Genomic DNA, 26,899 nt, shown 5'->3' with positions numbered 1-26,899 from the left:
AAACAGGAATGCGGCAGTTAGCGTTAGCAAAAAAATTACTTTGGCTCACTTTAGGCAGTATATTTTTAACAGTACTGGTATTGTCGAGTGTGCTGTGGTGGCAACTTTCAAGTAGTAATGAAGTACTCTCAGTACAAGCTGAAAAGCTGATTGTTGCAGAAGTTGAAGATAAACTGGTCACTAATGCTGCAGCCTACGGTGAGAAAGTTGCTGGATTTATCAACGAAGCGTACCGTGTTCCATTTTCTTTAGCAGCTACATTAAGCAGTCAAAGTGCAGCAGATACTTTGACTCGTGAATCAGTAGAGCAGATAAACCGTGCAATCATTACTGGTAACTCATTGCTTTCATCTATTTATTCTCAGTTTGAGGCCGATGGTTTTGATGGTAATGATCAACAATATAGCAATGGCTATGATCACTCTGTAGCAGGACAAGGTACGTTAGAGATTTACTTTACGCGCAGTCGTGATGGGGTGGTTGAACAGCAAGTTGTGGAAGATGCCAAAGAGAAGTACGTAACCACCTTAAACGAATTTGGCCTACGCGAAGCCGAATGGTATTTATGTGCCAAAGACAATAAAAAACCCTGCATAATGGAACCTTATCTATACGAGATATCACCAGGGTATTCAGAAATGATGACTTCATTGACTGTGCCGATATTACGTTCCGGCCAGTTTATTGGTTTAAGTGGTGTTGATATTACCCTGCCTGTTTTTCAAACTATGACTGAGCAATTATCAAAAGAGTTATACAATGGTCAAGCGCGTGTGACGTTGCTCAGTTCACTTGATTTGATTGTGGGTAGCAGCCACTATAAAGAAAAGTTAGGACGACCATTTAAAGAAGCCGTACCAGCTGCTATTTTTAATTATTACAGTAGCTTAAATAATCAGGCCAATGTACAAAAGGTGGCTAGCGAGTACTTAGTTAACTATCCAATTGAAATTAAACTAGCAGAAAAAAAGTGGACACTGTTAGTGGAGGTGCCAGCAGCCTTGGCATTACAGGGTCCGCAACAACTTAGTGAAAGCATGCAAGAAAATGCTAACACCCTAGGTGGGCTAATTTTGATATCGGGTTTAGTGATAGCAGCGGCTGCATTTATTATTATGACTTTAGTTATTAAGAGTATTGTGGCGCCATTACAACAGATCCAGCAGCGAGTTGATAATTTGGCCAGTAGTGAAGGTGATTTAACGCAAACCTTAAGTGTTGATACACATGCTGAATTAATTGCATTGGCGATTGGCTTTAACGCATTTTTAGAAAAGCTCCGTGATTTAATTGCGCAATTAAAAAATGTATCTGGGCAAACTAAGCAGCAAGCAGAAATTGCAGCTCATGTTGCAGTTGATACAAAACAGAATGTACAAGCGCAATTTCAAGAAATTGAAAGCGTGGTTACGGCAATGAATGAAATGAGTGCGACTGCACTAGAGGTGGCTCGCGCATCAGAGCAATCAGCGCAACAGGCAGATGAAATTAATACCTTAGTGATACGCAGTGAAGCGAGTTTATCGTCTGCGGTATCACAAGTTAAAACGATGTCTGATGAAATAAAACAAGCTAATCAGGCGGTTGAAAAAGTTGCTTCGCGTAGTAACGATATTACGCAGATTTTAGATGTGATCCGCACAATTTCAGAACAAACCAATCTACTCGCTCTAAATGCGGCTATTGAGGCGGCTCGTGCAGGTGAGCAAGGTCGAGGTTTTGCTGTAGTTGCTGATGAAGTCAGGGCGCTTGCTTCAAAAACACGTGCCTCAACCGACGATATAAGTGGTTTAATTGATAATTTACAACTTGAAGTTGGTAATGCATCAACGGTGATTGAGCAAGGTGTGGTACGAGCACAAACCGCAGTAGATGAAACCACCGTTGCCTTTGATGCATTGCATAGTGTAGTAATCAAAGTGGAAGAAATTACCAATCAAATTACTCAAATTGCCACTGCTGCTGAGGAGCAAAGTTCTGTTACAGAGGAAATCAATCGTAATTTAACATTGATCTCTGATGCTGCTTCGCAACTGGCCGATTTGTCAACGCAGGCGGGAGATGGCAGTCAAATGCTTAATAAATTAGTCGCTCAACAAGATGACGAGCTCAATAAGCTAAAAACCTAAACTTCAATAAAAGGCAGTGACATCGTTACTGCCATTTTTAGTTGCTTATTTCTAAAGTACTTGGTCGTTATAGTTGCTTAATTGATGAGAACATTTGCTCGATCAAGGGGCCAGCTAATGCGTGTGTATTTGGTCTGTTTAAGTAACTGCGTAAACCTGTGAATTGGATTTGAAAATACCTTGCGTACTCAACCGCTGCAATTTTAGTATCAAGCTCTTTATACTGTTGAGCTTTTTCAAATTGAGCTGTTAAAAATGCTTCAAACTTATTTGCGAGATCAGTGCTTAATAATTTCAATGTTGGCTCATCTTCGGTGAACTCGTAGTTGGCTTTAACTAGCATGCAAAGTTTACTTGGCGCGCACTGAGCATCTTCAATTAGAACCTTTTTAACAAAAGCAGCTAATCCGTTGAGTACACTTTCATGTTCATTGAGTGCGGTAATTAATTGGCCTTGCATTAGTTGGGCATAATCTTTGATTGCTTCACTGTACAAACCTTCTTTTGAACCAAAAGCAGCATAAATACTGCCCGGGCGCATATTAATAGCATTTTGCAGATCACGTGTTGATGTGGCATTAAAGCCTTTTTGCCAGAACAGTTGTCCTGCAGTACGTATTACTTCATCACGTTCGAATTTTATTTTATTGGCCATCACACGTTTACTCTATTTGAACACTTGTTCAATTTTAACTTGAACAGTTGCTCAAAATCAAATAGTATGAGTTTGAACATACTTAAACACTTTTAATTTGGAGTTAAACAATGGCTGAATTTACTTTATACACGCAAGATAACGCCCCTGAAGCGGCAAAACCCTTAATGGAAAAGTCAGTAGCGGCTTTTGGTATGCTACCTAACCTACATGCAGTAATGGCCGAGGCACCTACTTTGCTTGAAGGTTACCAAGTTTTGCATGAATTGTTCCAAAATACCTCATTCAATGCTGAAGAATTAACTGTTGTATGGCAAACAATTAATGTTGAGCATGCATGTCATTACTGTGTACCTGCACACAGCGCGATTGCAGCTAGTATGAAAGTAGATCAAGATATTGTGGATGCACTGGTTAATAAAACCCCGCTTGCAGATGAAAAGTTAGAAGTGCTTCGTGAGACTACACTTGCGATGACGCAAAACCGTGGTGTGATCAGCGACGAACAAATTGAAAAGTTTTTTGCAGCAGGCTATGCACAGCAGCAATTACTTGAAATTGTGTTAGGGTTATCTCAAAAAGTGATGAGTAATTATACAAATCACCTTGCAAATACCCCGGTAGATGAGCCGTTTAAAAAGTTCGCTAAGTAAGTATATTTGCGCGGGTGAAAGCCCGCGCTAACGCAGTTTTTGTTCCGTTATTTAAACTTCACTTCCTTTTCACTGCGAATATATATACGCTCTTCAGGTTTGGTCCACTCACCTTTTTTTAAGTAAGAGGTAAGGACAATAAATTTATCGTCTTTATATTCACTAGTAGAGCGTACTTTTGTGATTCCCTCTTTCGACCCTGTCACCGTTTCATATGCAACAAATTTAGTAGGCGACAACACATTCATAGTGCCTTTTGTATAAAAACCAGCAGTGGTGAAGTAGTAAAAAACAATCGATTGTTCTTTGCTATCCCAAAAAATCATCGACTCTCCACCGTAAACTCCTTCGTTTATAGAATGCGAGGTACGAATGGCTTTACCGTTTAAAGCACGCTCCCACACACTAACATCTTGGATAGGGGGCTTACCTGGTTCAACCTTAAAGTCAGCTTGCCAAGTTCCTAAGTAAGGTTTAAATACTGCAAGCTCTTTAGCAATCTCTATAGAATCATTTGCTAAAGCGAAGCCACTCGAAGTTAAACAAAGGGTTAGTAAAATAGTTTTTAAGTATGACATAATAAAAATCTTGTTATTTTCTATAATCCCAGTATAGGTTAACGTTTGTTAATAAAAAAAGTATTATTGTTGTTTTCGAGCAGTTTTTTAGCTGTTTTAGCGATCGGTGGGTTTTTAGAATACTGGCCGATGATGGTCTCAAGTGTCTATATGTTTATGAGTGCGATCACCATTTTAGTTTATAAATGGGATAAACGTTTAGCAATTGACCCTGTAAATCAAACTGTCAGAGTTCCTGAGCGGAGTTTACATATTCTGGCTGTGTTGTGTGGTTGGCCGGGGGCATTATTAGCACAGCAGTGGTTTCGGCATAAATCAAAGAAACGTCCATTTATTGCTATGTTATGGCTAATGATCCTTATCAACTGCAGTGCGCTTGCATACCTTTATTATTGGCAACACAGTTGATTTAGGGCAGCATTAGGTAATGGCTTTCATAAGGTTACTATTATGTCCTTCTTTTATCGCTGTTATCACTTTGCTTTAAAGTGTATTGTACTTTTTATAGGTATTCCAAATCCACGTTTATATACAGGATACAGTGGTTTTACGCTGTGGTTAAAAAGCTGGCCAAAAGAAAAACCTTTATTAGTGGTAAGCGATACAACGTTAGTAAAGCTTGGAGTGCTTGATGAAATACTCAATTTGCTTGATGAACAAACTATAACATGGCACCTATATAACGATGTTGCGCCTAACCCAACTATAGATAATGTAGAAAATGGACTCGCCACTTACAACTCTAAAAGTTGTACAGGGATCATCGCTATTGGCGGAGGCTCAGTGATAGATTGCGCGAAATTGATAGCGGCTCGTTCAGTTAAACCTAAAAAATCAATTAAGCAATTAAAAGGTTTATTTAAGGTTTTAAAAAGACTCCCCCCTTTATGTGCGATTCCTACAACGGCAGGTACAGGGTCAGAAACCACGGTAGCAGCAGTGGTAAATGATCCCAATGCGCAGCAAAAATATGCAGCAACAGACTTTACTTTAGTACCAAGTGACGCTGTATTAATACCCGAACTTACTCAATCAGTACCAGCACATATTACCGCGACTACAGGCATCGATGCTCTTACACATGCAATTGAGGCTTATATAGGTATTAACGGTTTGACATTTAGCAATGAGCGATCATTGCAGGCTATTGATCTTATTTTAAAAAATTTATTAATCGTACATAAAAAAGGGGATGATCTAGCCGCTCGTGAAAAGATGCTATTAGCTTCATTCTATGCGGGTCAGGCATTTACCCGTGCATCGGTTGGTTATGTTCATGCCATAGCTCATCAGTTTGGAGCTCATTATGGTACTCCGCATGGCTTAGCTAATAGTGTAGTACTGATGTCGGTTTTGCGTTTTTATGGTAGCACGATAGATGGTAAATTAGCGGATATCGCTGATTATTGTCAGCTAACTTGCTCACAACAAACACGTTCAGAAAAAGCTGCAATGTTTTTAGCTACACTTGAACAGTTACTCACTAACTTAGCTATTCCGCTCAATTTAAAAGAGATCAAACGTTCTGATATCCCATTATTGGCAAAGTCAGCTATAGCAGAAGCGAACTGGAATTATCCAGTAGCAAAGTTTATGAGCGAAGCACAGTGCCAAATGATTATTAATGAAGTCACTATTGAATAAACATGCTTGCTATTATTCACAAAGACTAGGTAGGCTATTTTCATATTCACCGTATGGTTTTTAACAGCATCATATAAAAGGCACTGTATAAAACTGTGGCTTTGTATTTAAACTACATGTCGTTTTAAAAGCACTGATGGCAAGGTACGCTTGCCATCCTTAGCAATTATAGCGCTGATTGGCTTGCTTCAATTTTATCTAACTCAATGGTTAGAATTGTTTTTTTGTCAACAGTAACCCACTTTCTATAGGTGAGGTAACCATCTTTTGTGACTTCGATGTCGTATTTACCTTCATCGAGCTCAATGCCAGCTTCGTATTTTGGTTTTATGTTCATGATACGAATACGTGCATCTTCAGGAGAGGTGAGCACTGTTAAAGAGATTGTGTTGCTTTGTGGCTCTTCAACAACGATTGGCTGTTCTACTGGGGTTGGTTGAGGTTCTATTTCAGGGCTACTTGAACAACCCGACAGCATCACTATTGCAACTAACGCACTTAACTTTTTCATAATTACTCCATTAAATTGTTCATTATAAACATCTTTGTTTATATTACTGACAGTAATAGTAAAGTATGGAATAACAGAAAAGGGAGATTATGTATCTACTTTAGTCTTCCATGACTTTAATATTTACTTTATTTGAAATCAGTCTGCATTTTAGTATGTATCAGGTTAAGGTTCAAATAATAGTTGCAAAAAATACTGGGTTTTAGCTGTTTTATTATAATAATCACAATAAATACTTTATGACTACTATAATGGAACAGTGAAAAAACTAGCTCAGGATTCTTACAGTCTTATATTTAGTAAAGTGTTTCCAAGCTGTAAAGCTAATTAATACAAATGCAGTGATGTAGAAAACTAAAATAGTCACTCTGATCATTAGCAAACATATGATCACAAGAAGATGCAGAGCGTGATATGAATAACTGAGCTTTTTTAAAACAGCAAGGCATAAGGCTTAGCTTGCTGCGGGGGATTGACTTCCATGTTTTGCGTCCTTAGTGTTTTGCATTAGCGTAATTTACTTGTTTAATTTAGTGTGCACTTTGTGCAGTGATAACGTCATCATCGGTATTATCACGCTCAAAGTTCAGGTTAAACTGACCTTGGCGATTAATGGTAAAAATAGCGCGTGTCCAGTTTTCTGGTTGGTGCTTAGTGGCATTCTCAAAAAGGGTGTTGAATAACTCAATGATTGCGTCAGAAACAGTGATTGGGTGTTCGCTTGAGTTATCTGCTTTCTTAAAGTGAGCTGTGCATTCAAGCTCGCTTTCATCTTCACAATTTAAAACAAGCTGTGCCTCTAGCCACGGCTCATTAATTTGCTGATAAAGGTACTGACCGAGTTGTTGGGGGATGTTTTTAATGTTTGGTTGCATGTGCTGTCCTTAGCGTTAGAAAATGTCATAATTAGGGAGAGAGCTTCTTCATTCATAAGCGTTTTTAAATTACTATATTCTTTCTAAATAATTTTCAAATTCAAGATTTCTATGCTTCTTCGCTAATAGTTGATTGATTTTTAGCATTATGTCGATCTCTTTATCACTGGGATCGTTAAATTGTAATGAAATAAATGGAGTGTAATGATCAAGAAATACTTTCGTAAGTTCTAATAGCACCCTATGAACTATCTCGCAAAAAAATTGGGTTATCTGCTCATCTGTTAGATCTTCATCATAAAGGTCATCAAATATTTCTTCTATCCTTTCATTAATGTCGTTAAATTTCTCATATTCGTAAAAAATATTATCCCATTCAGATACAGAGTATTTGACTGTTAGCCAATCGCTTTCAGGATATTTTTCTTTTTTCTTTTCCAAATAATCATTAGAGTTCCAAGAAAAGCCAAATGCACTAAAGCCTGAATCACAATGAATAGCTATTGAATTTATGTCCTTATATTTGTGAATCAACTTTTTCAAGAGCGCTTTATAAATATCACTTAGATCTTCGACAAGTTGATATTTTTCTTGTTCAAGATTCATATTGTTCTACCTTTTGATATTGTTGCCCATTGCTCTAATACTTTGAGTATCGCTTTTTTATTGCCTTGAGATGTATTCAGCATTTCATTCAGTTGAGCCTGAGGCTCTAATCCATGTTGTCCTTTTATGTTAGGTGCCCAAGCAAAATTCTCCCTAGATAATAAAGGATTAATACCTACATCTTCAAGAATTTTCCGATTTGCAACACCATATTTACCACCTCCTTTCTTCTCTACTAAATGGTGAGCATGATTCGGAGGTCCGGGGTATTTAGTTCCTGATATTTCTTCATAATATTTCTTCCAATTGTCTCCCCACATGTTTTTGCCACTTTTTAAAGAGCCGAAATATATAGCATCCTGTATTTCGCTTGAAGATAACCCTTCATTTGCAAGCTTTATTTTCCATGTTCTAAAATCCTTGCGGCTTAACGTAGAGAACTCATTTGCATACTTTTCAATTAATAAGCTATTAGAAATCTGCTTACTTTCTTTGCTCTTTGCCCCCTTTAAATCATTCCCTTCTGGGGCTTCTAATTCATTGGCTACTGTTTTCTTCGGTTTACCTACCACTCCTGTATTTACAGGTGGCTCAAATTCATCTAGGGCTTTGTTTACCCGATTGCCAATTTCAGTTGCGGCGTTTTTAACGCCTTGGTCAATTTGCGGGGTGACTTCATCAAGCTGTTTGACCATGGCTTGCATGCCGTCAATGGCTGAGTCTGGTAGCAGTAAGTCATATTTCCAGCTGGTTGAGACTTCTTGTAATGTATCTCTAAAGCCTTTGATTACGGCTTTGACTTCACTGGCTGCTTGTTTGCCTAAATCTTGCCAGTTTATTTCCCGTAAGTATTTTACTGGGTCGCCTTTGCCGAGCTTGCGTAACACTGCAATGGCGGCTTCCATCGACTCACCACTGTTTTTAATGACGACTTTACCCACGCCTTTTACAGCAGAACCAAAGAGTGGAATTAAGCCAATGGCGGTGAGAGTAAAGGCTATCCAGCCGTCGCTGTCGTTTGCTTTGTCATCATCCGTGAGCAGCATGGTATTAGCACAAATATCCCGAATATCCATGATTTGGTCAACTACGGGTATCATCGAAATAATCGTACCAACAACGATTTGTGAGGTACTGGGGTTTTTATTAAAGTCACCTTGCAGTGTGCCCCATAACCAATCGCCTGCTTGGTTGGCTAAATTGCCTGCTTCTTCCAGTTTCGCAGTGTTACCGCTATTGATCATCTGCACAGCATCGGCGGTGGTTATTTGCCCATACAATGGGTTTGGTGTGGTGTTATCTTCAGGCTGAAAATCACGGCTATCTTCACCGTATTTAACACTGAACTGGCCGTTTGGAATATTGGTGAGTTGCGCTTTACCGCTGCCGTCTAATTGTCCGGTAGCTTGTGTGCCATCATCGAAGGTGATGGTGTAGGGGGCATTCTGCACCGGGCTGCCGTCTTGATATACATATTCTAAATCGACGACACTGGCAGTCGTTGCCGCAACCCCTGAATCGTTAATGTTTACATTATTAATACGACTAATACTGGCCGGATTTGAGGCACTTGGGCTACTAGCTGTTTGTGGGCTTTCAATGTCGTAATCAACCGGCCCATCAAAGGTGATGAGGTTACTGTCGAGTGTGAGCACATTGGTGGCGATGATGGTGGCGTTGCCTTGGCGGTCGAGTTTAATTTCGCCGCCGGCGTTATGAATGATTAAATCGCCTTGCCCAGAGCCTGTGATGTTTATTGAATCGTTGGTTTGTAAGAATGTTGAGCCGTTTGCTACGTTGAGCTTTAAGTTACTGTTATTGGTTTTAAGTACAATGTCACTTTGTGCGTTTATTTTTACCGCACGGCCAGAGACTAATGACAGTTCTTGATCTGCTGTTACACTGACTTCTTTACCGTTAATGTTTTGATTGCTGGCACTTTGGTAATTGATGTTGCCGTTGTTGGTTTGTTGCGTCACTGCATTTTTGACATCAATAAATTGATTGTTTTTGATAACAAACTGTACGTTGTTTTGCTCGGCTTCTAGGCAGAGATCTTTTCCGGCATGTAAGTTAATGGTGCCTAACTGACTAATCCATTCGATGAATTGGCGTCCCGACTGTTTGGCATTTAGCTCAAAGTAATGTTCACTGGCAAGGGTTTGCAAAATAACTTTTGGCTCATTGTCGTCGTCATCAAATAATAATTCGTTGTGGGCTGCAGTTAATAATCGGTTATGCGTTGGGTTGGCGGCAGTGACAACACTGGGTTGATCGCTATTTAGTGCAAAACCCATAATAAATGAATGATTTGGGTCGTTGTTAATACAGCCAATCAATACTTCTGAGTCACCGACTAATGGAAAATGCCAACCTGTGGCTTGGGGCTGGTTTTGGCACGCATACAGCGCCAGTTTTTGTAGTGCAGGGCTTGATTGCGTAATCGGCCTAGCTGTTTTGTCAAAATCAACGCGAGATCTGTATTGTCCGTTGTCATCAATAAATGCATTGCCAGTCAATGACTCTACTTTCGCAGGAAATGCCATCGGTTTTGCTTGATGGGGAACCGGGAGCGGCTTAAAGGGGGTGCCTCGCTCAATAAAGTGGGCTGTACAGCTGTATTTAGTTAGCCCCTGATGGCTACTTTCATCACTCGGTTGTGTACTAAAATGCTCAACAGCAATGCACATCAAGTCGCTACTAGTACCAGTGCCAGTATGGTCATCTAATGAGATTGAGCATCCTGCAAATAAATCACACACGTTACCCGTTAAAGTGACTATTTTATTTAAGCTGGCGAGCGCATTGCTAAAATTTTGTGCTTGCGCACTGGCTTGGGACTGTGAAGGAGCACATGGCTCAAAGAATGACTGACTGTTACTAGCTACCGTACTAAACTGCCCGTATGCTGCGCTGCTTGCGGCGTTATTATAAATAGATTGGCTTAGTTGCGCGTGCATAAAACCAACAAAATCTTGCTGATCTTGGTTATTCATTCCGGCACTGTTTATTACTTGTAATATACCTCGTTCAAGGTAGGGGCTATTTAAATTGCTGTCGCTTATTACGAGTATTTCAGCACCTTCTTTACTTTCAAACCAATAAAATAAGCCGTGCAGCGACAGTAAGCGATGAAAAAACTGCCAATTACTTTCCATAGCCTGCACGCATTGTGGCATATCGGCCAGTGATTGGGTGACTCTAAAGTCAACTTGACTCGTTGCATAGCCTGCTTGATAGGCTAGATGTTGCAGCACATCCTTTAAATTAACACTGATAAAGACTTTACTGTTGGTGGTGGTTTTTAGGGTGCTTAGCCTATCTTGAACAATGACACGATAACGACGTTTTTTGTGCTTTTGCCCAGGGTATAACCCTAAATCAGTACATTGAGTTATTAATCCTGATTGATGCCGATAATAATTGTCTTTATTTACAAATGTAATTAATGCAGCGTGTGAGGTGAGATCATTAAACTCTTCGCTATATGGAGTGTCGAAAATAAGGTCAAACGTGAAGCTGTTATTTAGGCGCTCAATGCCATTTACCTGTGTTACGTTCATTGTCTTATTATTAACATCTAACAATAATCGTGATTGAGACATGTCCTTGTCCTTTTCTTACCTTGGTCGATAATTCGTGTAAAAATACACATTACGCTATAGATAATCAATTAAATATTTGTAATCGAGATTATTATACTGAATTTTTATTAGTTCATAATGGGTTCAGCTTGAAAGTTATATATAACTAATCGTTTGTTATTAGAATCCGATTTTTTTGATAAATTGTTGTATTTTTACGTTAGATTAAGTTGACATTTTAACAACTATGTTTGTATTATGCGCCCATTCTAAGGACGGAATAGCTACGGTGTTGGCGTAATTTTTCACTTGTTAAGTTAAATCAAGGATGATTAGATGACTAAAAAAGATTTTATAAATCAGGTTGATTGCCTATACTCATTGGCTTGGTCTCTAACCTGTAATATCTCCTCCTTACTTGATCAAACAGGTATTCCCGCGCATCGTGTGTTTTCTGAGTCTGTGCTGGATCAGTTTTTCTTTTTTTTAAACAATCCCCCGAAAAATGATGGCAACATTATTTTAATTAATGAAAATATATCCAGTTATATTAAAGAATTAATAGTTTTAAATTCAAAGTTAATATCATCCACTGATCATGTCGTTATTAAATCTTTAGCTGTTGAAAATCAAGAGAATAAAGGTTCAAGTCTTTTTAATAGGATTCTCAACAGTAACCGATGGTCTGATTGCGCTTCAGTGCGTTTTAATCGGGTTATTTGTCCTGTTTACGAAGAGATCCTTTGTAAAAACTGAATAATCAATTTAAAAATATCTAATGAGGTATTAAATGCGTTTCGCAATAAATAAATTAATTTTGGCTGTGTTATTAATGTCGCTAGCCGGATGTATGAGTACGAATGTTGAATTAGACATTACAGCAACCGACAATTTAAATTTAAATCAATTTGATGAAGCACTCCCTGTAGTGCTGAGAGTATATCAATTATCTGATATTCAGAGCTTCAAAACGGCGACTTTTGAAGAGCTTTGGAAATCAGATAAGTCAGTATTGGCAAATACCTTGATCACGCTGGAGGAGAGAACAATAAACCCAGCAGAGAAGACTAATATTACTTTTGAACAAGCAGAAAATGCCCGTTTTGTAGCAATTGTTGCGTTATTTAGGGATCGTCAAGGTGATAAATGGAAAACCTACTACGCGTTAGGTGATGGTCCTGTGAAATTGTCAACGTCGTTGGATGTGTTGATCACTAATAACGAAGTGCAGTTGCCTGATGTGGAAGAGGCACAGTAATGAGTATTAAAACCCCTGCAAAACCTGTCTGGGCTGAAGGTGTGCTATTAGCACAACAGCACTTTCAGTTATTTGATGAATATCATGAGCAGAATCAAATTGTCAGACAAAACCTAATTTCACCTTTGTTATTTGGTATACAACATCTTGCAATTGACGAGTCAGCGTTGTCGCGCGGGTTGTTGAAAATTAATAGCTTCAAAGTATTACTTGAGAATGGTCGCTTGCTTGATTTTGATCGTCAGCAACATGATGAGTTAAAGCTTGAGTTAGATCCTAATACTGATGAAGTCATAATTTATATAGCTATTGCCGCTAATAAAGTGGTTAGCAACATTGAAGGGTATGCAACTACTGGCCAATTAAGTGCTTACCATGCGGATTACATTGAATTAAGTGATAGCCATGATGCGGCTCGTAATCGCGAAGTATTAATAGCCCATCCTAAGTTCATTTTATTGACCGATAGTGATGTAAAAACATATTTTGATACGTTAGCGTGTTTAAAAGTTGCTCGTGCTGAAGATGGCTCTTTTATTGTCAATAAACATTTTGTACCACCGCTATTAAACATCGGTGCATCAGTTTATTTAACCGAACTTTTAAATCGTACCGCCAATCTGGTTAACGCAAAAGTGAATGTATTACTTGGGCGCAGAAAAAACTTTGGTTCAGTCACTGATTTTGGACCAAATGAGATGAATAGCTTTCTATTACTCAATGCAATGGCACCTTCGGCTAAACGTTTAGATCATTTAAAAAGCCTTTCTTTAGTGCATCCTGAGCGCATGTATTGCGAGCTGGTTGATTTGATAAGCTCAGTATCAATGTTTGAACACAGCGATTTAGTTAACCAAGTTCCACCGTACCAACATAAGCAACTTAGTCATGTATTTGGCAAGCTAGATGAGTTATTGACCAAATTACTCGAAGGAGTAGTGCCGAAGAAAATGGCAGGTCTTAAGCTTGAAAAAGTCTCTAACGCAATTTATCAAGTTGCCACTATTGATTCGGCAATCTTTGAGCATAATGACTTCTACTTAGCGGTGTACTTTGAAGCTGAAGATACCAAGTGGATTGAAACGTTTAGTGATCAAGTTAAAGTGGGCTCCACAGAAAAGCTCGATATTATGATTTCATCTGCGCTTGCCGGTGTGCAATTAACGCATTGTCAGCGACCGCCAAATAAATTAGCAATAAAGAGCGGTTATGAGTATTTCCGCCTTGAATCGCATGGTTATATTTGGCAGCAAATTATTGAAGAGCAATCATTGAGTTTATTTATTCCGTTTGGTTTGCAAGCTGCGCAAATCGAAATAGTCACTGTCGCGCGTAATTAAGTTAGGTGGAATGATGCAACAACAATCACAAGAGCAAGATTTAATCGCATGTATATCACCAGTTATTAATGCGTTATCGCCATTAAAGTTAAAACAATCAACGGAGCTGGAACTAAATGATTTTCGCGAGCAGCTTTTAAATAGCTTTGATGAATTTGAACGTCATTGTTATGCACAGCAGGTGACAACCAGTGTAATGCAAGAAGTAAAGTTTGCACTCACAGCTATGTGTGATGAGTTTGTGATGAGCTCGGGGGCGCATTTTCGTATGGATTGGATGTCGCGACCGTTGCAGCTAGAGTTTTTTGGCAATAACCGTGCAGGTGAAGAGTTTTTTGAACGCTTAGCGAAGCTGCGCACCGGTGGTGAGAATAAGTTTGCCGCTTTAGAAGTGTATTACATTTGTTTGCAACTGGGTTTTGAAGGGATCTACAAAGTTAAAGGGATCGAGCAGCTAAAAGCGTTAATTGTTGATATTCGCGCACAAATTGAAGATGTCAGAGGCACTGCTAGTGGGCAACTTTCTGACAATGGTGTACCTGCTGAAGGGTTTGCAATGAAGGTTGGGCGGAATGTGCCTTATTGGGTCATTTTATCGATTTGTTTGGGCTCAATCGCTTCATTATTTGCAGGCTTTCATTTTGTGATCAACAAACAAGCCACACAAAGTACACAAACCATCAATAACCAGGTGGAAGTGCTCACGCAATTGAATAAAACCAACGAGACACGATAGGGTAATACGATGCAAGGAAGAGTTAATAAAAGTGGCCTAGTGCATTTCTTACTGGGTTTAGTGTCATCTCGTGCAACGGGGCAATTAATCGGCTTGATTGCTGTATTAAGTATTGTGTGGTTCGCAGGACGCATGGTGGGCCTAGATACCACAGATAAGAAATTACTTGCTATGGGAGCAGTGACGGCTGTATTCCTTGTATTTATTTTTACGCGGTGGTTATGGACAAAACGATCTGGTGACAAACTAGCCTCAGAACTAGCTAGTCATAATGCCGGTTCGAGTGCTGAGCTTGATGAAATAAAAGAAAAGATGCAAGAAGCGCTTGGCTCATTAAAAGCATCGCACTTAGGCGCAGGCTATCGAGGCAATACCGCGTTATATGCATTACCTTGGTATATGATTATTGGTCCTTCGGCGACAGGTAAAAGTACACTTTTCGCTAATTCCGGCTTACATTTTCCTTACTCAAATTCTAGCGAATTGCATATTCAAGGTTTTGGCGGTACACGTAACTGTGATTGGTGGTTTTCAGATCAAGCGATCTTAATTGATACCGCGGGACGTTATACAACTGAGCAATCAGAAAATAAAGAGTGGCTATCATTTTTAAACTTATTGAAAAAGTATCGTCCAAAATTGCCGATTAATGGGGTAATGGTCGCTATTAGTGTTGCCGATGTTTTAACTTCTGATAGTGAAGAAATTCGTCATCACGTTAAACTCGTTCGTGAACGTATTGAAGAGTTGATCACGCAGCTTGGGGTTATTTTTCCAGTCTATATCACGTTTACAAAAACCGATTTGATCAGTGGTTTTGAACCTTTCTTTAACGATTTGACAGAAAAAGAACGTGAGCAAGTCTGGGGTGCCTATTTACTTGATATTAGTGAAGATCAAAAAACCGACCCTGCGGAGATGTTCGAGCTAAGAATGGATGAGCTTTATGAGCGTTTATGCCAACAACGCTTAAGTAAAGTGGCACGTGAACGTAATGAGCATCGTAAGCAGTTGATCCTTGATTTTCCGAATCAATTTAAGTCAGCCTCAACCAAACTAACAGAATTTGTAAATTTGCTATTTAAAGCCAATCCGTACCAAGAGGTACCTTGGTTTGCCGGAGTATATTTTACCTCAGGTACGCAAGAAGGCACGCCAATAGAGCGTATCACCAACGGCGTACGAGACCAATTTGGTGCGGTAGTTGTTGAGCAAAAACAAGAAACGATTACTCAAAGCTACTTTATTAACCGGGTGTTTAACGACGTTATTTTCAAGTTGCAAGATTTAACCCGCGGGAATCGAAAAAAACGTTTAGTTGGCCGCTGGTTAAAAGGCCTAACGGTGACCACTGGGCTTGCTTCAATCGCCGCCATTACCGCCTTGTTGATCACATCTTATACCAGTAATCAGTTATTACTAAATCAAGGTGAAGCCCGCGTAAAAGCCGTGGTTGAAGTGAATGTAAATAAGGCGAAGGCTGAACAGAAATTAGCTGCGACACTTGCTTTATTTGAACACTATCAAGAGCTTAAAAGCTATGAGACGACGCTGCCGTGGTATTTTATTTTCGGTATTTATGAAGGTGACGAAACAGCTCAAAGTGTAGCTAATGTATTATTTAATCAGTTAAATCAACTGATCACACTTCCTGCGGAAAAACATGTTCTAGCACAATTAAAGCACTATGAAGGATTATGGAACTCAGACGAAGCAGAGTCTCGAGTGGGTATTCGTCAACCATATTACGATGCACTTAAATTGCATTTAATGTTCAGTGCACATCCAGAGCATAAAAATGACGAATTTGCGAAAGAGCAGCTACTAAGCTTTATTAGCACGCACTTTAATATTGACTTAACTGCGCAGCAAGATTCCCCAATTTATAATCAGTTAACGGCATTACTAGATGTGTATTTAGCTAATGTAAGTAAAGATATAGAGCAGCCTGGAAAGATTGATTTTTGGCAAACTAATGAAACGGCCACTTACATTGCACGTGAAAGTTTAAACACGCAACCAGAAGCCGAGCCCCTTTATAAGCAAGTGATCACGAGTTTTGCTGAGCGTAAAAAAGCATTGCAGCTTAATCAATTTATGTCTGCTAATAATCGTGATGTATTAAAAAGCGACTATGAAATTCCTTATATATACAGCAATGCGGGTTGGCGTGAGTATGTATACCCTGAAATTAAACGCATTTCACGTTTGGTTTTCTCAGGTGATTGGGTAATGGGAACCAGCAATGAAGAAGGACAAAATGCGGTTGATGAAGCACAAGCTGATACCCTAGCAAAAGCTATGCGTGCTTATTACTTTAAAGATTACGGCAATACGTGGTTTGAGTTTTTAAATAGTATTGAAGTACCAGCATTTAGAGATCTCAACGACGCCAGCATTGATTTTGCTCGTCTTTCATCAAACGATGGCCCGTTAATAGATTTAATGGCAATGGTGAATGACAACATTATGGTTGCTGATGAGCCGTCAGCAGTGACGGCAAGCAATGACAAAATTGCGACCATAGTTGCGGGGGCCGCCGATGTTGCAGAGAAAAAAGCGGCAAAAGGCAAACTCGCTAAACAAGCAATGGGCAGTTCAGATTTCTCACAAATGAGTACAGTAAGAGCCCCTGAATTGGAGTCTCGCTTTGCTGATCTGCGTCGTTTTACGCAAAATGACGAAAATAAACGTAGCTCAGATTATATGGGGCAATATATTAGCTCACTAAGTACCATTCATTCCGATATCAAGGCGATGGCGGCGAGTAATGAAGATGATGGTCAAGCTATGATTTTTGTTCAAGATCTGCTTTCTGGAAATAATCAAACAAATGCTTTGCAATCGTCATGGATCATCATCGAAAGTCAAACTCGCGCCTTAGATCCACAAACCAAAGAAACATTAGACAAACTGTTTAAAGCGCCGCTGCAAGGTGGTATTGCCACAATTATGGCCAAAGCGCGTAGTCAACTAAACGAAGAGTGGGAAAATCAAGTTTATACCATGTATAGCAACAGTATTGCTGGAAAGTACCCGTTTAATTTAACGGGGCCTGATGCTGCTATTGCTGACGTATCTGAGTTTTTAAACAGTGAAACGGGTGTGTTATGGAGTTTTATCAATACCCAATTAAAGCCTTTTATGAAAGTGCGTCGTGGTGTATGGGAAGAAAAACAGTGGAATGGTGTTGGTATTGGCTTTAGCAACGAGTTACTTGATGGTCTAACAAAAGCAAATAAAGTAACACGCTCGTTATTTACCAGTGGAGCTGATATTGCTGGTTTTAATTTTCAAATGATGCCAGTTCCTCAAAAGGGTATTCGCGAAACCTACTTAGGCTTTTCAGAGCAAGGCTATCGTTATCGTAATGAACCTGAAGAGTGGCGTAATTTCTCTTGGCCTGGACGAGGCGCAGCAGAAAAAGCAATTCTTTATGGTTTAGATAATAAAGGTACCCGCATTAGCATCGAACAAGATGGTCCTTGGGCGTTACTTAAAGTGCTTAATGATGCGAATGTGAAGTGGATAAAAGGGACTGAGTTTTTAGCTACCTGGGAATTAAAGGATAAATCTGAGCAACAATTAACGGTTCAGTTCTCTTTAAAGTCAGGACGCAATAGTGGGATATTTTCAAAATATATGCTGACTTCGTTCTCTTTACCGAACTCATTGTTTTCGAAATCGCCGCAATATGCGCAGTCGAATACTACTTCGGTACAGTAGGAGTGAATATGTTTAATTTATTTACCAAAAAGAAATCCCCGCTACTGGTTAAACAGTTTTCCTATGGGTATATGGGAAAAACACCCGTTCGGCCTGATTTTGTAAAGTTAAACATTTCATCTCGTGAATCGGTGGCGTTTGATCACTGGTTACAAGAAGGCTTTGCGCATCTTAACCGTGGCCGTAAGGCAACTAATGTGAGTGCGCTGAATGGCGTTAAATCATTATTTTTTGTCTCTGGCAATAGCGAAGAAAGTAGCCTGCTGGGCATTTTGCAACCGAGCAAAGACAGCAGTGGTCGTTTTTATCCTTTTAGTTCATTTATACACAGTGGATTAGATACATATAAGCGCCATCCCGCCTTTTTGTTCTTGTTTGCAAGTCATGTAATTGAACACTTGATTGGTGTTAACGACCGGATCAAAGAAGCACCTTCAATCGATGCTATGGCGTTGCAAGCTCAGGCGTACAATAAAGTGGCTGATGCACTAAAACAGCAACCTAATTTAAACCAAGAGCTTGATAAACTGCGAATGATCCCGATGAGTGTGCTGTGGCAACACTTACAAATGGATGATGTTCACCAGCGTGCAGTCTTGATTGAAGAGCTCTCAGCGGTATTAAAATCAATAGCTAATAGGGGCTGTTTACGTAGTCAATTTGGCATTCGTTTACCTATGCCACAGTTTAGCCATGAAAGCGCGTTAGTTGCAGGGTTTTGGTTGCATTTAGTGGCATCTGTCGTGGCGGATCATAATTGGCAACCATGGTTTTTCTATCAACTTGGCTGCGGTGAGGATGCACCTAGCTTAACGATTTTTTGTCGACCTGTGCCGGCATCTTATTTTAACTCAGTTTGGCTAAATGAAGATAAATCAACACAAGTAATTGATTTAACAAATTTATCATTGAGCAAAATACCAAGTGATTACAGCCTTAACTTTGCAGATATGGATAATATGAGTGTTTACGATGCCTTAAGACGGTGGTGCAAAGCATGAGTTTAAAACACCCCCATACGCATAATAGCTGGCAGCTTTGGCTGGATGAACTTACGGCGCCTTTGCAAGGATTACCTTGTGGTGAAGATTTAAAATATGAAGAAACATTTAAAAGTCTCAAAGCATCTTCGTCTGGTGTTGGTGAAGTTGACTTTAAAGTGATGTTCATTCAAGCCACTGACTTATTACAAAATAAAAGTAAAGATCTCCGTATTGTTAGTTACTTATGCCTTGCTGCAACTAGCGAGTTTGGCGTGCAGGGACTGATTAGTTCAATCCAGCTTTTTAATCAATTATTGGCTGACTTTACTAATGACGTGCACCCACTTAAAGAGCGAATGCGCAGTGCAGTAAATACTTGGTTTTTACAACAGCAAGAGCGCCTAAAGGGGATCGCTCAAAGCCATAGTGCAACACCAGAGCAATGGGCTGAATTAGATGCGGTATTAACCGCTTACAACCAATATTCGGTGCCACTTTTAGACAGTGAGTCAGGTCCGTTATCTACTTTAAATGAGTGGACAGGCGAACAAATGAAGCGCAACCCAGTTGCAAAAGTTGCCACCCCGCCAGTTGTTAGTAAAGACGTTACAGAGCAACAAGTACCAGAAGAAACAACAGCGACTAATGTTGCTGCGCCTGTTAGTTCGTCGAGTAGTCAGGTGACGAGTATCAGCGTTGCCGATATTAGCAGTGATACTGCATATTTGTCGGCCATTCGTGAATTACTGAATTTTGACAAAGAGCATAATAATGTTGAACGGGTAATTAAATTATCTCGTGCAGCCCGCTGGGCCGGTTTAAAGATCCCAGCCAATGAAAATGGCAAAACACGCCTGCCAGCGCCAAGAGCGGCAGCGTTTGCACCGATTGAAAATGCGTTGGCCAGTGAGCAACCAGAGCAAGCATTGTTACTTGCCGAAGGTTTGTTTATGGAAGGAGCAATGCAATTTAATCTCAATTTACAAATGTTAGTTTTAAGTGCATTAAAGCAATTAAATAAAGGCAAACTGAGTTACTGGCTAGAGCAGCAGTTGATAAATTTAACCAGTCAGTTTCCGTTATTAACTCATTTACAGTATGACGATGGCACAGGGTTATGCAGCCCAGCTAATAAAGAAACACTACTTGAAATTGCCAATGCACAAACGCCTGAAAGCACCAGCTCACAGGGTAATGTTTTTGATGAGCACTATAGCTTACTGGCTGAAGAAGTGGTGCAAGGGCAACTAAGTACGGCGTTAAGCAAGGTTGAGCAATTGAGTACCCCAACTGGGTTTGACCAAGCACAAAGCCAACTCTTAAAAGCCAAACTGTTACTCAAAGCGGAGCACCATGAACATGCTTTGGCAATTTTAACCGAATTACTTGAGCAAATTGAAACTTTTCAATTAGCGAAGTGGCAACAACATTTTTGCATGGAAGTATGGCGTTTTGCCAAGCAATGTTACGCCAATCTGTCTTTGGCAGAAGGTGATGAAATGAGTTTAGCTGCTAAGCAAATTAGTCAGCGAATGATGGTAACAAATCCAGCTCAAGCAATAGCATGGATATAGTTACAAGAGCCTGACTAATGGGTGAGGCTAATTGGAATTTAGCAAACAAACTGCAAAGGAAAAAACATGACAGATACATTTCAAAAAGAGATCCCAAGAGCTCGGATCAATATCTCTTTAGAGCTTGATACCGACGGGGCATCGCAAAAAAGTGAATTGCCATTAAAAATGCTGGTGATAGGTGATTACTCAAATGGCCAAAACAGTCAAGAGCTTGCTGAACGCGAACGCGTGACGATCAATAAAAATAATATTGAGCAAGTACTTAAAGACATGGCGCCAAAAGCTAATTTTCAGGTAGCAAATAAAATCAAAGGCGATGGCGAAATTAACGTGAATTTACAGTTTGATTCGTTTAAATCATTTGATCCAGAATCAGTCGCATCGCAGGTACCGGAATTAAATAAAATGATGGCAATGCGTAACTTACTACGTGACTTGAAATCGAACCTTCTGGATAACTCATCATTACGTAAAGAGCTTGAGCGAGTGTTACAAAACCAGCCTGAGCTAGATGAGTTAAAAGCTAAGCTGGATGAAATTGCTCCGCTTGCTTCTGAAGACGAAAAACACCCAGTTACTGAATAAGGACGTTACCATGTCAATGCAAGAACAATTAAACGTTGCTGCTCATACTATTGAACAAGCACCGGTATCAACCTACGAAAGCCTATGTAATCTGGTTGATATAGCCCCAGTTGCAGATGAAATTAAACTTGATACTTTTCGTGATGCTAGCAACCTTGCTGAAACACGTGCCAATGAGCGCTTAACAGCTGCAATCAATGTATTTTTAGATATGGCAGGTAGCAGTGGCCAAGACGTTACTCGTATCGATAAGTTATTGTTAGATGACTATATTGCTAAAGTTGATACCATTATTTCGCAGCAATTAGATCAGATTTTACACCACCCGAATTTTCAAAAAATGGAGTCTGCATGGCGTTCATTACGTTATTTAATTAACCGCACGCCAAATAATGCCAATATCAAAATCGAAATGCTCGATGTAGATAAAGAAACCCTGCGTGATGATTTTGAAGAAGCGCCAGATACCACCCAGTCTGCATTATATAAACATGTTTATACCTCAGATTACGACACCCCAGGTGGTGAGCCCGTATCGACTATGGTATCTAACTTTGAGTTTGACTGCTCTGCGCCGGATGTGTCATTACTGCAAGAGATCTCACGCGTATCAGCGGCGGCACATTGTCCGTTTATGGGTAGTGTAGGACCGAAGTTTTTCTTGAAAGACTCATTGGATGAAGTGTCTAAAATTCAAGATATTGGCTCGTACATGGAACGCGCTGAATTCTTACGTTGGAAAAACTTCCGCGAATCAGAAGACTCACGTTACATTGGTTTAGCGTTCCCACGTTTCTTACTGCGCTTACCGTATGGCGAGACTAATCCACTGCGTAATTTTAACTACCAAGAAGACGTAAATAGCGAACATCATGAGCGCTATTTATGGGGGAACGCAACGTTTGCATTTGCCGCTAATATTATTCGCAGCTTCCATGATAATGGTTGGGCTGTAAATATTCGCGGTCCTCAATCCGGCGGTAAAGTTGAAAATTTACCACTTCACTCATTTGAAGCAGGTAAAGGCTCTGAAACTAAGATCCCAACAGAAGTACTTATTTCAGAGACTAAAGAACTTGAATTTGCTAACCAAGGATTTATTCCACTGAGTTATTACAAAAATTCAGACTTTGCCTGTTTCTTCTCTGCGAATAGTGCGCAAAAGCCACAAGTGTTAGAAACGCCAGAAGCCACTTCAAATGCGCGGATTAACTCACGTTTGCCGTATATCTTCTTAGTGTCGCGTATAGCGCATTACTTAAAAGTGTTACAGCGTGAAAATATTGGTTCAAGCAAACCACGCCATGAATTAGAGCAGCAGCTTAATGATTGGTTAGGCGCGTTAGTTACAAAAATGAATAACCCTGATGAGTCGTTAATAGCAACGCATCCGTTAAAAGATGCCAAAGTAACGGTCGCTGAGATCCCAGGGAACCCAGGTTATTACCGTGTTAGTACTTACATTGTGCCGCATTTCCAAGTGGAAGGTATTGATGTGCGTTTAGCACTTGTAGGGCAGATGCCTGGCGAAAAATGAACTGCCAAGCCGCCGATGAAACGCATTTAACGCAGGCTTTTAAAGTGTAAATACGTCAATTTGGTGAGTAGCTGGTTGGTGTAAAAAATGTAGATGGAAAAGATTGCCCCAAGTTGGTTGCACCCAACTTGGGACATGTTCCCCAGTGGCATGAAGCAGAGGGCTTTTTGGGGGGCATAAACATGGTTGTTTATGCCAATGCCAACTAACAGGAAACACTTCATTCTAAAAGGAGAATAATGAAATGGCAATTCCAGCGTATATGTGGTTAAAGGATGACCAAGGTAATGACATCAAAGGTTCTGTAACTGTTGCAGAGCGTGAAGGTTCAATTGAGATCCTACACTTTGATCATGAACTTCGCATTCCTACAGATAACGACACGGGTGAACTTACAGGTACACGTAAGCATGAACCGTTTGTAATTACTAAAGCGGTAGATGCAGCTACACCGTATCTATATAAAGCGTGCTCGAACGGTCAAACACTTAAGCAACTTGAGCTTAAATGGTACCGTATCGATGACACAGGGACTGAACGTGAGTATTTCTGCCACAAGTTGGAAGATGTAAAAATTACGTCAATCTCACCAACAATGCACAACGTAAAAGACTTAGACAAGGAGCGTTATCCGCACCTTGAAACAGTATGTTTACGCTATAAACGCATTACTTGGACATACCTTGATGGCAACATCGAGTTCTCTGATTCATGGACTGAAGGTCGATAAATCAGAATTTTTAAAGGATATGCGCAAGCATATCCTTTTATTCGAGGTAAGTTTATGGCGTTATTCGATTTTTTAACTCAACCTGTCATTCGTAATGGTCATCCGGGTTTTCAAACTGATGAGCAAAATAGTGTCTGTAATCACCTTAATGAGCTGTTAAATGCACGCCGTGGGGTGTTAAAGCATTTGGCTGATTATGGTTTGCCTGATGTGGAAGACATTTACGAAGGGCTGCCTTACTCGCAGCATACTTTGGCGTTTGAGGTTAAGAAATTGATTGAAAAATACGAACCCAGAGTGCGTTATGCCAATGTAATTCCAATGGAAATACGTGAAGAAAATTGCGTGATCCGATTGGATATTCAAGCATTCCTAACCAGTGGTCAATGTATTAAGTTAAACACGCGATTTGAGTCGGGTGGTAAAGCTGATGTAATGCAGCACGCTAGAAATGGCGAGTAACTATAAGGATATTCTTTATGCAACAGTATTTTGATGCACAAATGCGTTTATTAACGCAGGCCGGTAAACAGTTTGCTCAACACTATCCTGAACATGCGGGCATGTTGAATATTGATGCCTTAAAAGATCGCGATCCGCATATCGAACGTTTACTCGAAGGTATGGCGTATTTAACCGCGCACACACAAAAACGTTTGGACGAATCAGTGCCTGAAGTGTCTGAGCAGGTGTTGCGTCAATTATGTCCTATTTTACTCAGTTATTATCCGTCAAGTACGGTGGTAAAATTTAGTCCTAAATTGGCAATGCAAAAGACCCACTTGATTGAAAAAGGTCTTACATTAAAAGCAGATAACGCTGTTGTTGATCATAAAAACATTACTTTTACCACGACTCATAATTTAACGGTCGCGCCATTTGATGTTGAGCATGTGCGATACCAAGAATCACATTTGGGCGCTGAGCTGCGCATTGGTTTACGATTTGTGTGTCAAGGCGAGCGTAAAAATTATGACTTATCAAACTTGCAGTTTTACTTACGTGGTGATACTCCGCTGTGCAGCTCTTTATTTAAGTTACTACAAACCGCAGAAAAACAAGCCGAACTTGATTTTGGTCCTGCGCATTTTGAGCATAATAAAAAGCTTAAAGTAAAAGGCTGTAGCGCTACTTACTTAAATATTGATGGGGCTTTTTTACCTAGTGCCGAGCAAAGTCACCCAGGTTATGCATTATTACTTGACTATTTTAATGGTAAAGATCGTTTTCACTTTTTAACTTTTACTGGTTTGCAAGGCGTTGAGTTTGCTGATCACATAGACTGTTTTGAAATTGTATTTCGTGGTTCGAGTAAATTGCCACCCGGACACCAATTATCCCGCGAAAATTTACTTATCAACTGTGTACCAGCAGTTAATTTATTCTCGCAAGCGGCAGAGCCTATCAGAATAGAGCCTAATCGAACCGATTATATGATCACTGCAGATCAAAACCGTACTGATCATATTTTTAGCTACACGGTTGATTCAGTAATGGGGCGTAACTCACTCAGTGGTAAAACTTATGATTATACGCCGCGTTATCAAAGTGTATTTGAAGATGAAAAAAAACTTTTTACCGTATTAACCAAAGATGTAGGCGCCGCTGCGCCAACGCATTATTTACAACTGCCTTTTAATCTAAATGATGAAAAAGAAACACTCTCTGTTGATTTAACAGCATTTAATGCCGGTTGGCCGAGGCAGTTATTACAAGAAGGTGACCTAAATATTGGTGGCCGCGATATGCCGAGTATTGTGGATGTTGAAAATGTAATTAGGCCAACTAATTACCTCTCTTGTCCTGATCAACCAAAGCATTGGCAACTCATTAGTTTACTCAATGTGAAGTTTTCGCAAATTACCCAAGTGACGGAGCTGAAACGTTTACTCGTGTTGTTTGATTGGTCGCAGAAAGCTGAAAACCGTTTACGTATTGAAAGCATTCAAAAAATAACAGCGACTCCGATCAGTCAAATAAAACGTGGAATTTTCATTAAAGGCGTGGATGTACTCATTGATATTGATGAAAGTAAATTTGTTTGTGATGCCGACCTTTATCATTTTTGTAATATGTTGCATCAGTTCTTTTTAATGTACGCCCCCATTAATGAAAGTGTACAAACCCGTGTAAATGCCATCCCTAGCTATAAAACTTGGTGTTGGGATATTGAGCCGGGCAAGAGTTATCAACTATGAGTATGCATGAACCCGTCATAAAGCACCCAGTCTGGGCCAAATTGCCAAAACCGATTGAGCAATTAATTGCTGAGCCTTGGCAGTTTAATCTATTTAAAGCGATGAGCTTAATTGAAAAGCATTGGGCAACGCCGCAAGAACTTGAAAAAGGGATCAGCGAGCGGGTGATGTTTAAACCCTATAAAGAGCTTGGCTTTCCTGCGACCGATGTACGTGCGTGCAGCTTAGATAATCACGGACGCGGGCGCCTCAGTTTATCAACGTCATTTTTGGGTTTGTATGGAGTTGATGCGCCCATGCCGCATTACCTATTAGAGCAAGCTGCCAGTGATGATGAAAGTGGTGACCGAGTTCGACAATTTTTAGATATGTTTAATCATATTCTTTATTGTCAGCTGTTTCAGGCGTGGAAAAAGTCACAAATCAATATTGCAGGGCGTGGTGCAGAGCAATTTGATCATTTAATTGAAGCTATTTTATCAACAAAAACAGATCAAAAAGTGCAATGCGGCATTGCCAGCTTAAAACAAACCAGCGCTGCTGGATTAACCCAGTTACTTAAACACACGTTAGCGGTAAATGAGCTGCATGTTGATGATACCCGAGCCAATTGGCAAACCATTGACACCCCAAGCACCTTTGGTGATGACTCGCAAATGGTGCTCGGTAGCTCTGCAGTGTTAGGTAATAAAGTGTTGGTTAGTGGCAGTATTTTAACGATAGCGATCGGCCCTGTAGACAGTAAAACTGCGATTAGTTTAAACCCTTTGCATGAGCAAGGTAAAAAAATGGCGGCGCTATTAACTACTCACTTGCCTAATAATGTGCAATGGCTTTGCCAAATAAAAGTGGCTAATGAGGCTGTTGAGCAACAGGCAATCGGCGTATCACCGTTAATATTAGGGCACAACAGTTATTTAGGAAGTGCTGCGGCAAATATTACCGTGCACAGCTATACCCATCTTCAATATCAACATTAGTAAGTAATCAGATT

The 26,899-nt window shown here is 39.9% G+C and carries 23 protein-coding genes; 17 read left to right on the top strand and 6 right to left on the bottom strand.

Features of this window, described 5'->3' with window-relative positions:
• Nucleotides 1-8: 8 nt before the first annotated feature.
• The gene (locus CWB85_RS06835; RefSeq protein ID WP_016707125.1) at nucleotides 9-2,129 is read left to right on the top strand and encodes a methyl-accepting chemotaxis protein; all 2,121 of its coding nucleotides are present in this window, start codon (nucleotides 9-11) and stop codon (nucleotides 2,127-2,129) included.
• Between the two features lie 67 nt (nucleotides 2,130-2,196).
• Here CWB85_RS06835 and CWB85_RS06830 read toward each other — a convergent pair whose 3' ends face one another.
• The gene (locus CWB85_RS06830) at nucleotides 2,197-2,784 is read right to left on the bottom strand and encodes a TetR/AcrR family transcriptional regulator (RefSeq protein ID WP_138554483.1); all 588 of its coding nucleotides are present in this window, start codon (nucleotides 2,782-2,784) and stop codon (nucleotides 2,197-2,199) included.
• A gap of 110 nt (nucleotides 2,785-2,894) precedes the next feature.
• Here CWB85_RS06830 and CWB85_RS06825 point away from each other — a divergent pair, with 110 nt between their 5' ends.
• Nucleotides 2,895-3,437 carry a carboxymuconolactone decarboxylase family protein gene (locus tag CWB85_RS06825; protein WP_138554482.1) on the top strand — a complete coding sequence of 181 codons (543 nt, stop codon included), beginning with the start codon at nucleotides 2,895-2,897 and terminating at the stop codon, nucleotides 3,435-3,437.
• Nucleotides 3,438-3,484: 47 nt separating this feature from the next.
• Here the strand turns inward: CWB85_RS06825 and CWB85_RS06820 are convergent, their stop codons facing one another.
• Complete coding sequence (locus tag CWB85_RS06820; protein WP_138554481.1) at nucleotides 3,485-4,015, bottom strand: hypothetical protein; 531 nt, start codon at nucleotides 4,013-4,015, stop codon at nucleotides 3,485-3,487.
• 45 nt (nucleotides 4,016-4,060) lie between these two features.
• Here CWB85_RS06820 and CWB85_RS06815 point away from each other — a divergent pair, with 45 nt between their 5' ends.
• On the top strand, nucleotides 4,061-4,423 hold the full coding sequence (locus CWB85_RS06815; protein WP_016707121.1) for a DUF1294 domain-containing protein: 363 nt from the start codon (nucleotides 4,061-4,063) through the stop codon (nucleotides 4,421-4,423).
• Nucleotides 4,424-4,465: 42 nt separating this feature from the next.
• On the top strand, nucleotides 4,466-5,659 hold the full coding sequence (locus tag CWB85_RS06810) for an iron-containing alcohol dehydrogenase (RefSeq protein ID WP_016707120.1): 1,194 nt from the start codon (nucleotides 4,466-4,468) through the stop codon (nucleotides 5,657-5,659).
• 166 nt (nucleotides 5,660-5,825) lie between these two features.
• Here CWB85_RS06810 and CWB85_RS06805 read toward each other — a convergent pair whose 3' ends face one another.
• The 4 genes from CWB85_RS06805 to CWB85_RS06790 all read right to left on the bottom strand — a co-directional run bounded on the left by CWB85_RS06805 (nucleotide 5,826) and on the right by CWB85_RS06790 (nucleotide 11,256).
• The gene (locus CWB85_RS06805; RefSeq protein ID WP_016707119.1) at nucleotides 5,826-6,170 is read right to left on the bottom strand and encodes a PEGA domain-containing protein; all 345 of its coding nucleotides are present in this window, start codon (nucleotides 6,168-6,170) and stop codon (nucleotides 5,826-5,828) included.
• Nucleotides 6,171-6,700: 530 nt separating this feature from the next.
• Nucleotides 6,701-7,045 (bottom strand): immunity protein YezG family protein, encoded by a 345-nt coding sequence (locus CWB85_RS06800; RefSeq protein WP_016707118.1) that lies wholly within the window; start codon nucleotides 7,043-7,045, stop codon nucleotides 6,701-6,703.
• Between the two features lie 72 nt (nucleotides 7,046-7,117).
• Entirely contained in the window at nucleotides 7,118-7,651 is a 534-nt protein-coding gene (locus tag CWB85_RS06795; protein ID WP_016707117.1) for a DUF4303 domain-containing protein, read from the bottom strand.
• On the bottom strand, nucleotides 7,648-11,256 hold the full coding sequence (locus CWB85_RS06790; protein WP_249314800.1) for a contractile injection system protein, VgrG/Pvc8 family: 3,609 nt from the start codon (nucleotides 11,254-11,256) through the stop codon (nucleotides 7,648-7,650). The genes CWB85_RS06795 and CWB85_RS06790 overlap by 4 nt, the downstream gene beginning before the upstream one ends.
• A 315-nt stretch (nucleotides 11,257-11,571) precedes the next feature.
• Here CWB85_RS06790 and CWB85_RS06785 point away from each other — a divergent pair, with 315 nt between their 5' ends.
• From CWB85_RS06785 to tssG, 13 genes are all read left to right on the top strand, one after another.
• Nucleotides 11,572-11,991: a hypothetical protein gene (locus CWB85_RS06785; protein WP_138554480.1), complete on the top strand. Its 420-nt coding sequence runs from the start codon at nucleotides 11,572-11,574 to the stop codon at nucleotides 11,989-11,991.
• A gap of 34 nt (nucleotides 11,992-12,025) precedes the next feature.
• Nucleotides 12,026-12,493: a type VI secretion system lipoprotein TssJ gene (gene tssJ / locus CWB85_RS06780; protein ID WP_138554479.1), complete on the top strand. Its 468-nt coding sequence runs from the start codon at nucleotides 12,026-12,028 to the stop codon at nucleotides 12,491-12,493.
• Nucleotides 12,493-13,833, top strand: coding sequence for a type VI secretion system baseplate subunit TssK (gene tssK / locus CWB85_RS06775; RefSeq protein ID WP_138554478.1), 1,341 nt, complete (start codon nucleotides 12,493-12,495; stop codon nucleotides 13,831-13,833). Before tssJ ends, tssK begins: the two co-directional genes overlap by 1 nt.
• A 10-nt stretch (nucleotides 13,834-13,843) precedes the next feature.
• Nucleotides 13,844-14,569, top strand: coding sequence for a type IVB secretion system protein IcmH/DotU (icmH, locus tag CWB85_RS06770; protein ID WP_232321822.1), 726 nt, complete (start codon nucleotides 13,844-13,846; stop codon nucleotides 14,567-14,569).
• Nucleotides 14,570-14,578: 9 nt separating this feature from the next.
• A complete protein-coding gene (tssM, locus tag CWB85_RS06765; protein WP_138554477.1) occupies nucleotides 14,579-18,295 on the top strand; it encodes a type VI secretion system membrane subunit TssM in 3,717 nt (1,238 codons plus the stop codon).
• An 8-nt stretch (nucleotides 18,296-18,303) separates the two neighbouring features.
• A complete protein-coding gene (gene tagF, locus CWB85_RS06760) occupies nucleotides 18,304-19,296 on the top strand; it encodes a type VI secretion system-associated protein TagF (RefSeq protein WP_016707106.1) in 993 nt (330 codons plus the stop codon).
• Nucleotides 19,293-20,852 (top strand): TssA family type VI secretion system protein, encoded by a 1,560-nt coding sequence (locus CWB85_RS06755; protein WP_138554476.1) that lies wholly within the window; start codon nucleotides 19,293-19,295, stop codon nucleotides 20,850-20,852. Before tagF ends, CWB85_RS06755 begins: the two co-directional genes overlap by 4 nt.
• 66 nt (nucleotides 20,853-20,918) lie before the next feature.
• Nucleotides 20,919-21,440, top strand: a complete 522-nt coding sequence (gene tssB, locus CWB85_RS06750) for a type VI secretion system contractile sheath small subunit (RefSeq protein ID WP_016707104.1) — start codon at nucleotides 20,919-20,921, stop codon at nucleotides 21,438-21,440.
• 10 nt (nucleotides 21,441-21,450) lie between these two features.
• On the top strand, nucleotides 21,451-22,977 hold the full coding sequence (tssC, locus tag CWB85_RS06745; RefSeq protein ID WP_016707103.1) for a type VI secretion system contractile sheath large subunit: 1,527 nt from the start codon (nucleotides 21,451-21,453) through the stop codon (nucleotides 22,975-22,977).
• Nucleotides 22,978-23,221: 244 nt separating this feature from the next.
• Nucleotides 23,222-23,707 (top strand): Hcp family type VI secretion system effector, encoded by a 486-nt coding sequence (locus CWB85_RS06740; RefSeq protein WP_007584479.1) that lies wholly within the window; start codon nucleotides 23,222-23,224, stop codon nucleotides 23,705-23,707.
• A gap of 54 nt (nucleotides 23,708-23,761) precedes the next feature.
• Complete coding sequence (gene tssE, locus CWB85_RS06735; protein ID WP_016707102.1) at nucleotides 23,762-24,169, top strand: type VI secretion system baseplate subunit TssE; 408 nt, start codon at nucleotides 23,762-23,764, stop codon at nucleotides 24,167-24,169.
• Between the two features lie 17 nt (nucleotides 24,170-24,186).
• Nucleotides 24,187-25,905, top strand: coding sequence for a type VI secretion system baseplate subunit TssF (gene tssF / locus CWB85_RS06730; protein ID WP_138554475.1), 1,719 nt, complete (start codon nucleotides 24,187-24,189; stop codon nucleotides 25,903-25,905).
• Nucleotides 25,902-26,885 (top strand): type VI secretion system baseplate subunit TssG, encoded by a 984-nt coding sequence (gene tssG, locus CWB85_RS06725; protein WP_016707100.1) that lies wholly within the window; start codon nucleotides 25,902-25,904, stop codon nucleotides 26,883-26,885. The genes tssF and tssG overlap by 4 nt, the downstream gene beginning before the upstream one ends.
• Nucleotides 26,886-26,899: the final 14 nt, after the last annotated feature.

This window comes from Pseudoalteromonas sp. S1727 (genome assembly GCF_005886375.1).
GTDB classification, from domain to species: domain Bacteria; phylum Pseudomonadota; class Gammaproteobacteria; order Enterobacterales; family Alteromonadaceae; genus Pseudoalteromonas; species Pseudoalteromonas haloplanktis.
This window is presented reverse-complemented; position numbering and strand designations above follow the sequence as displayed.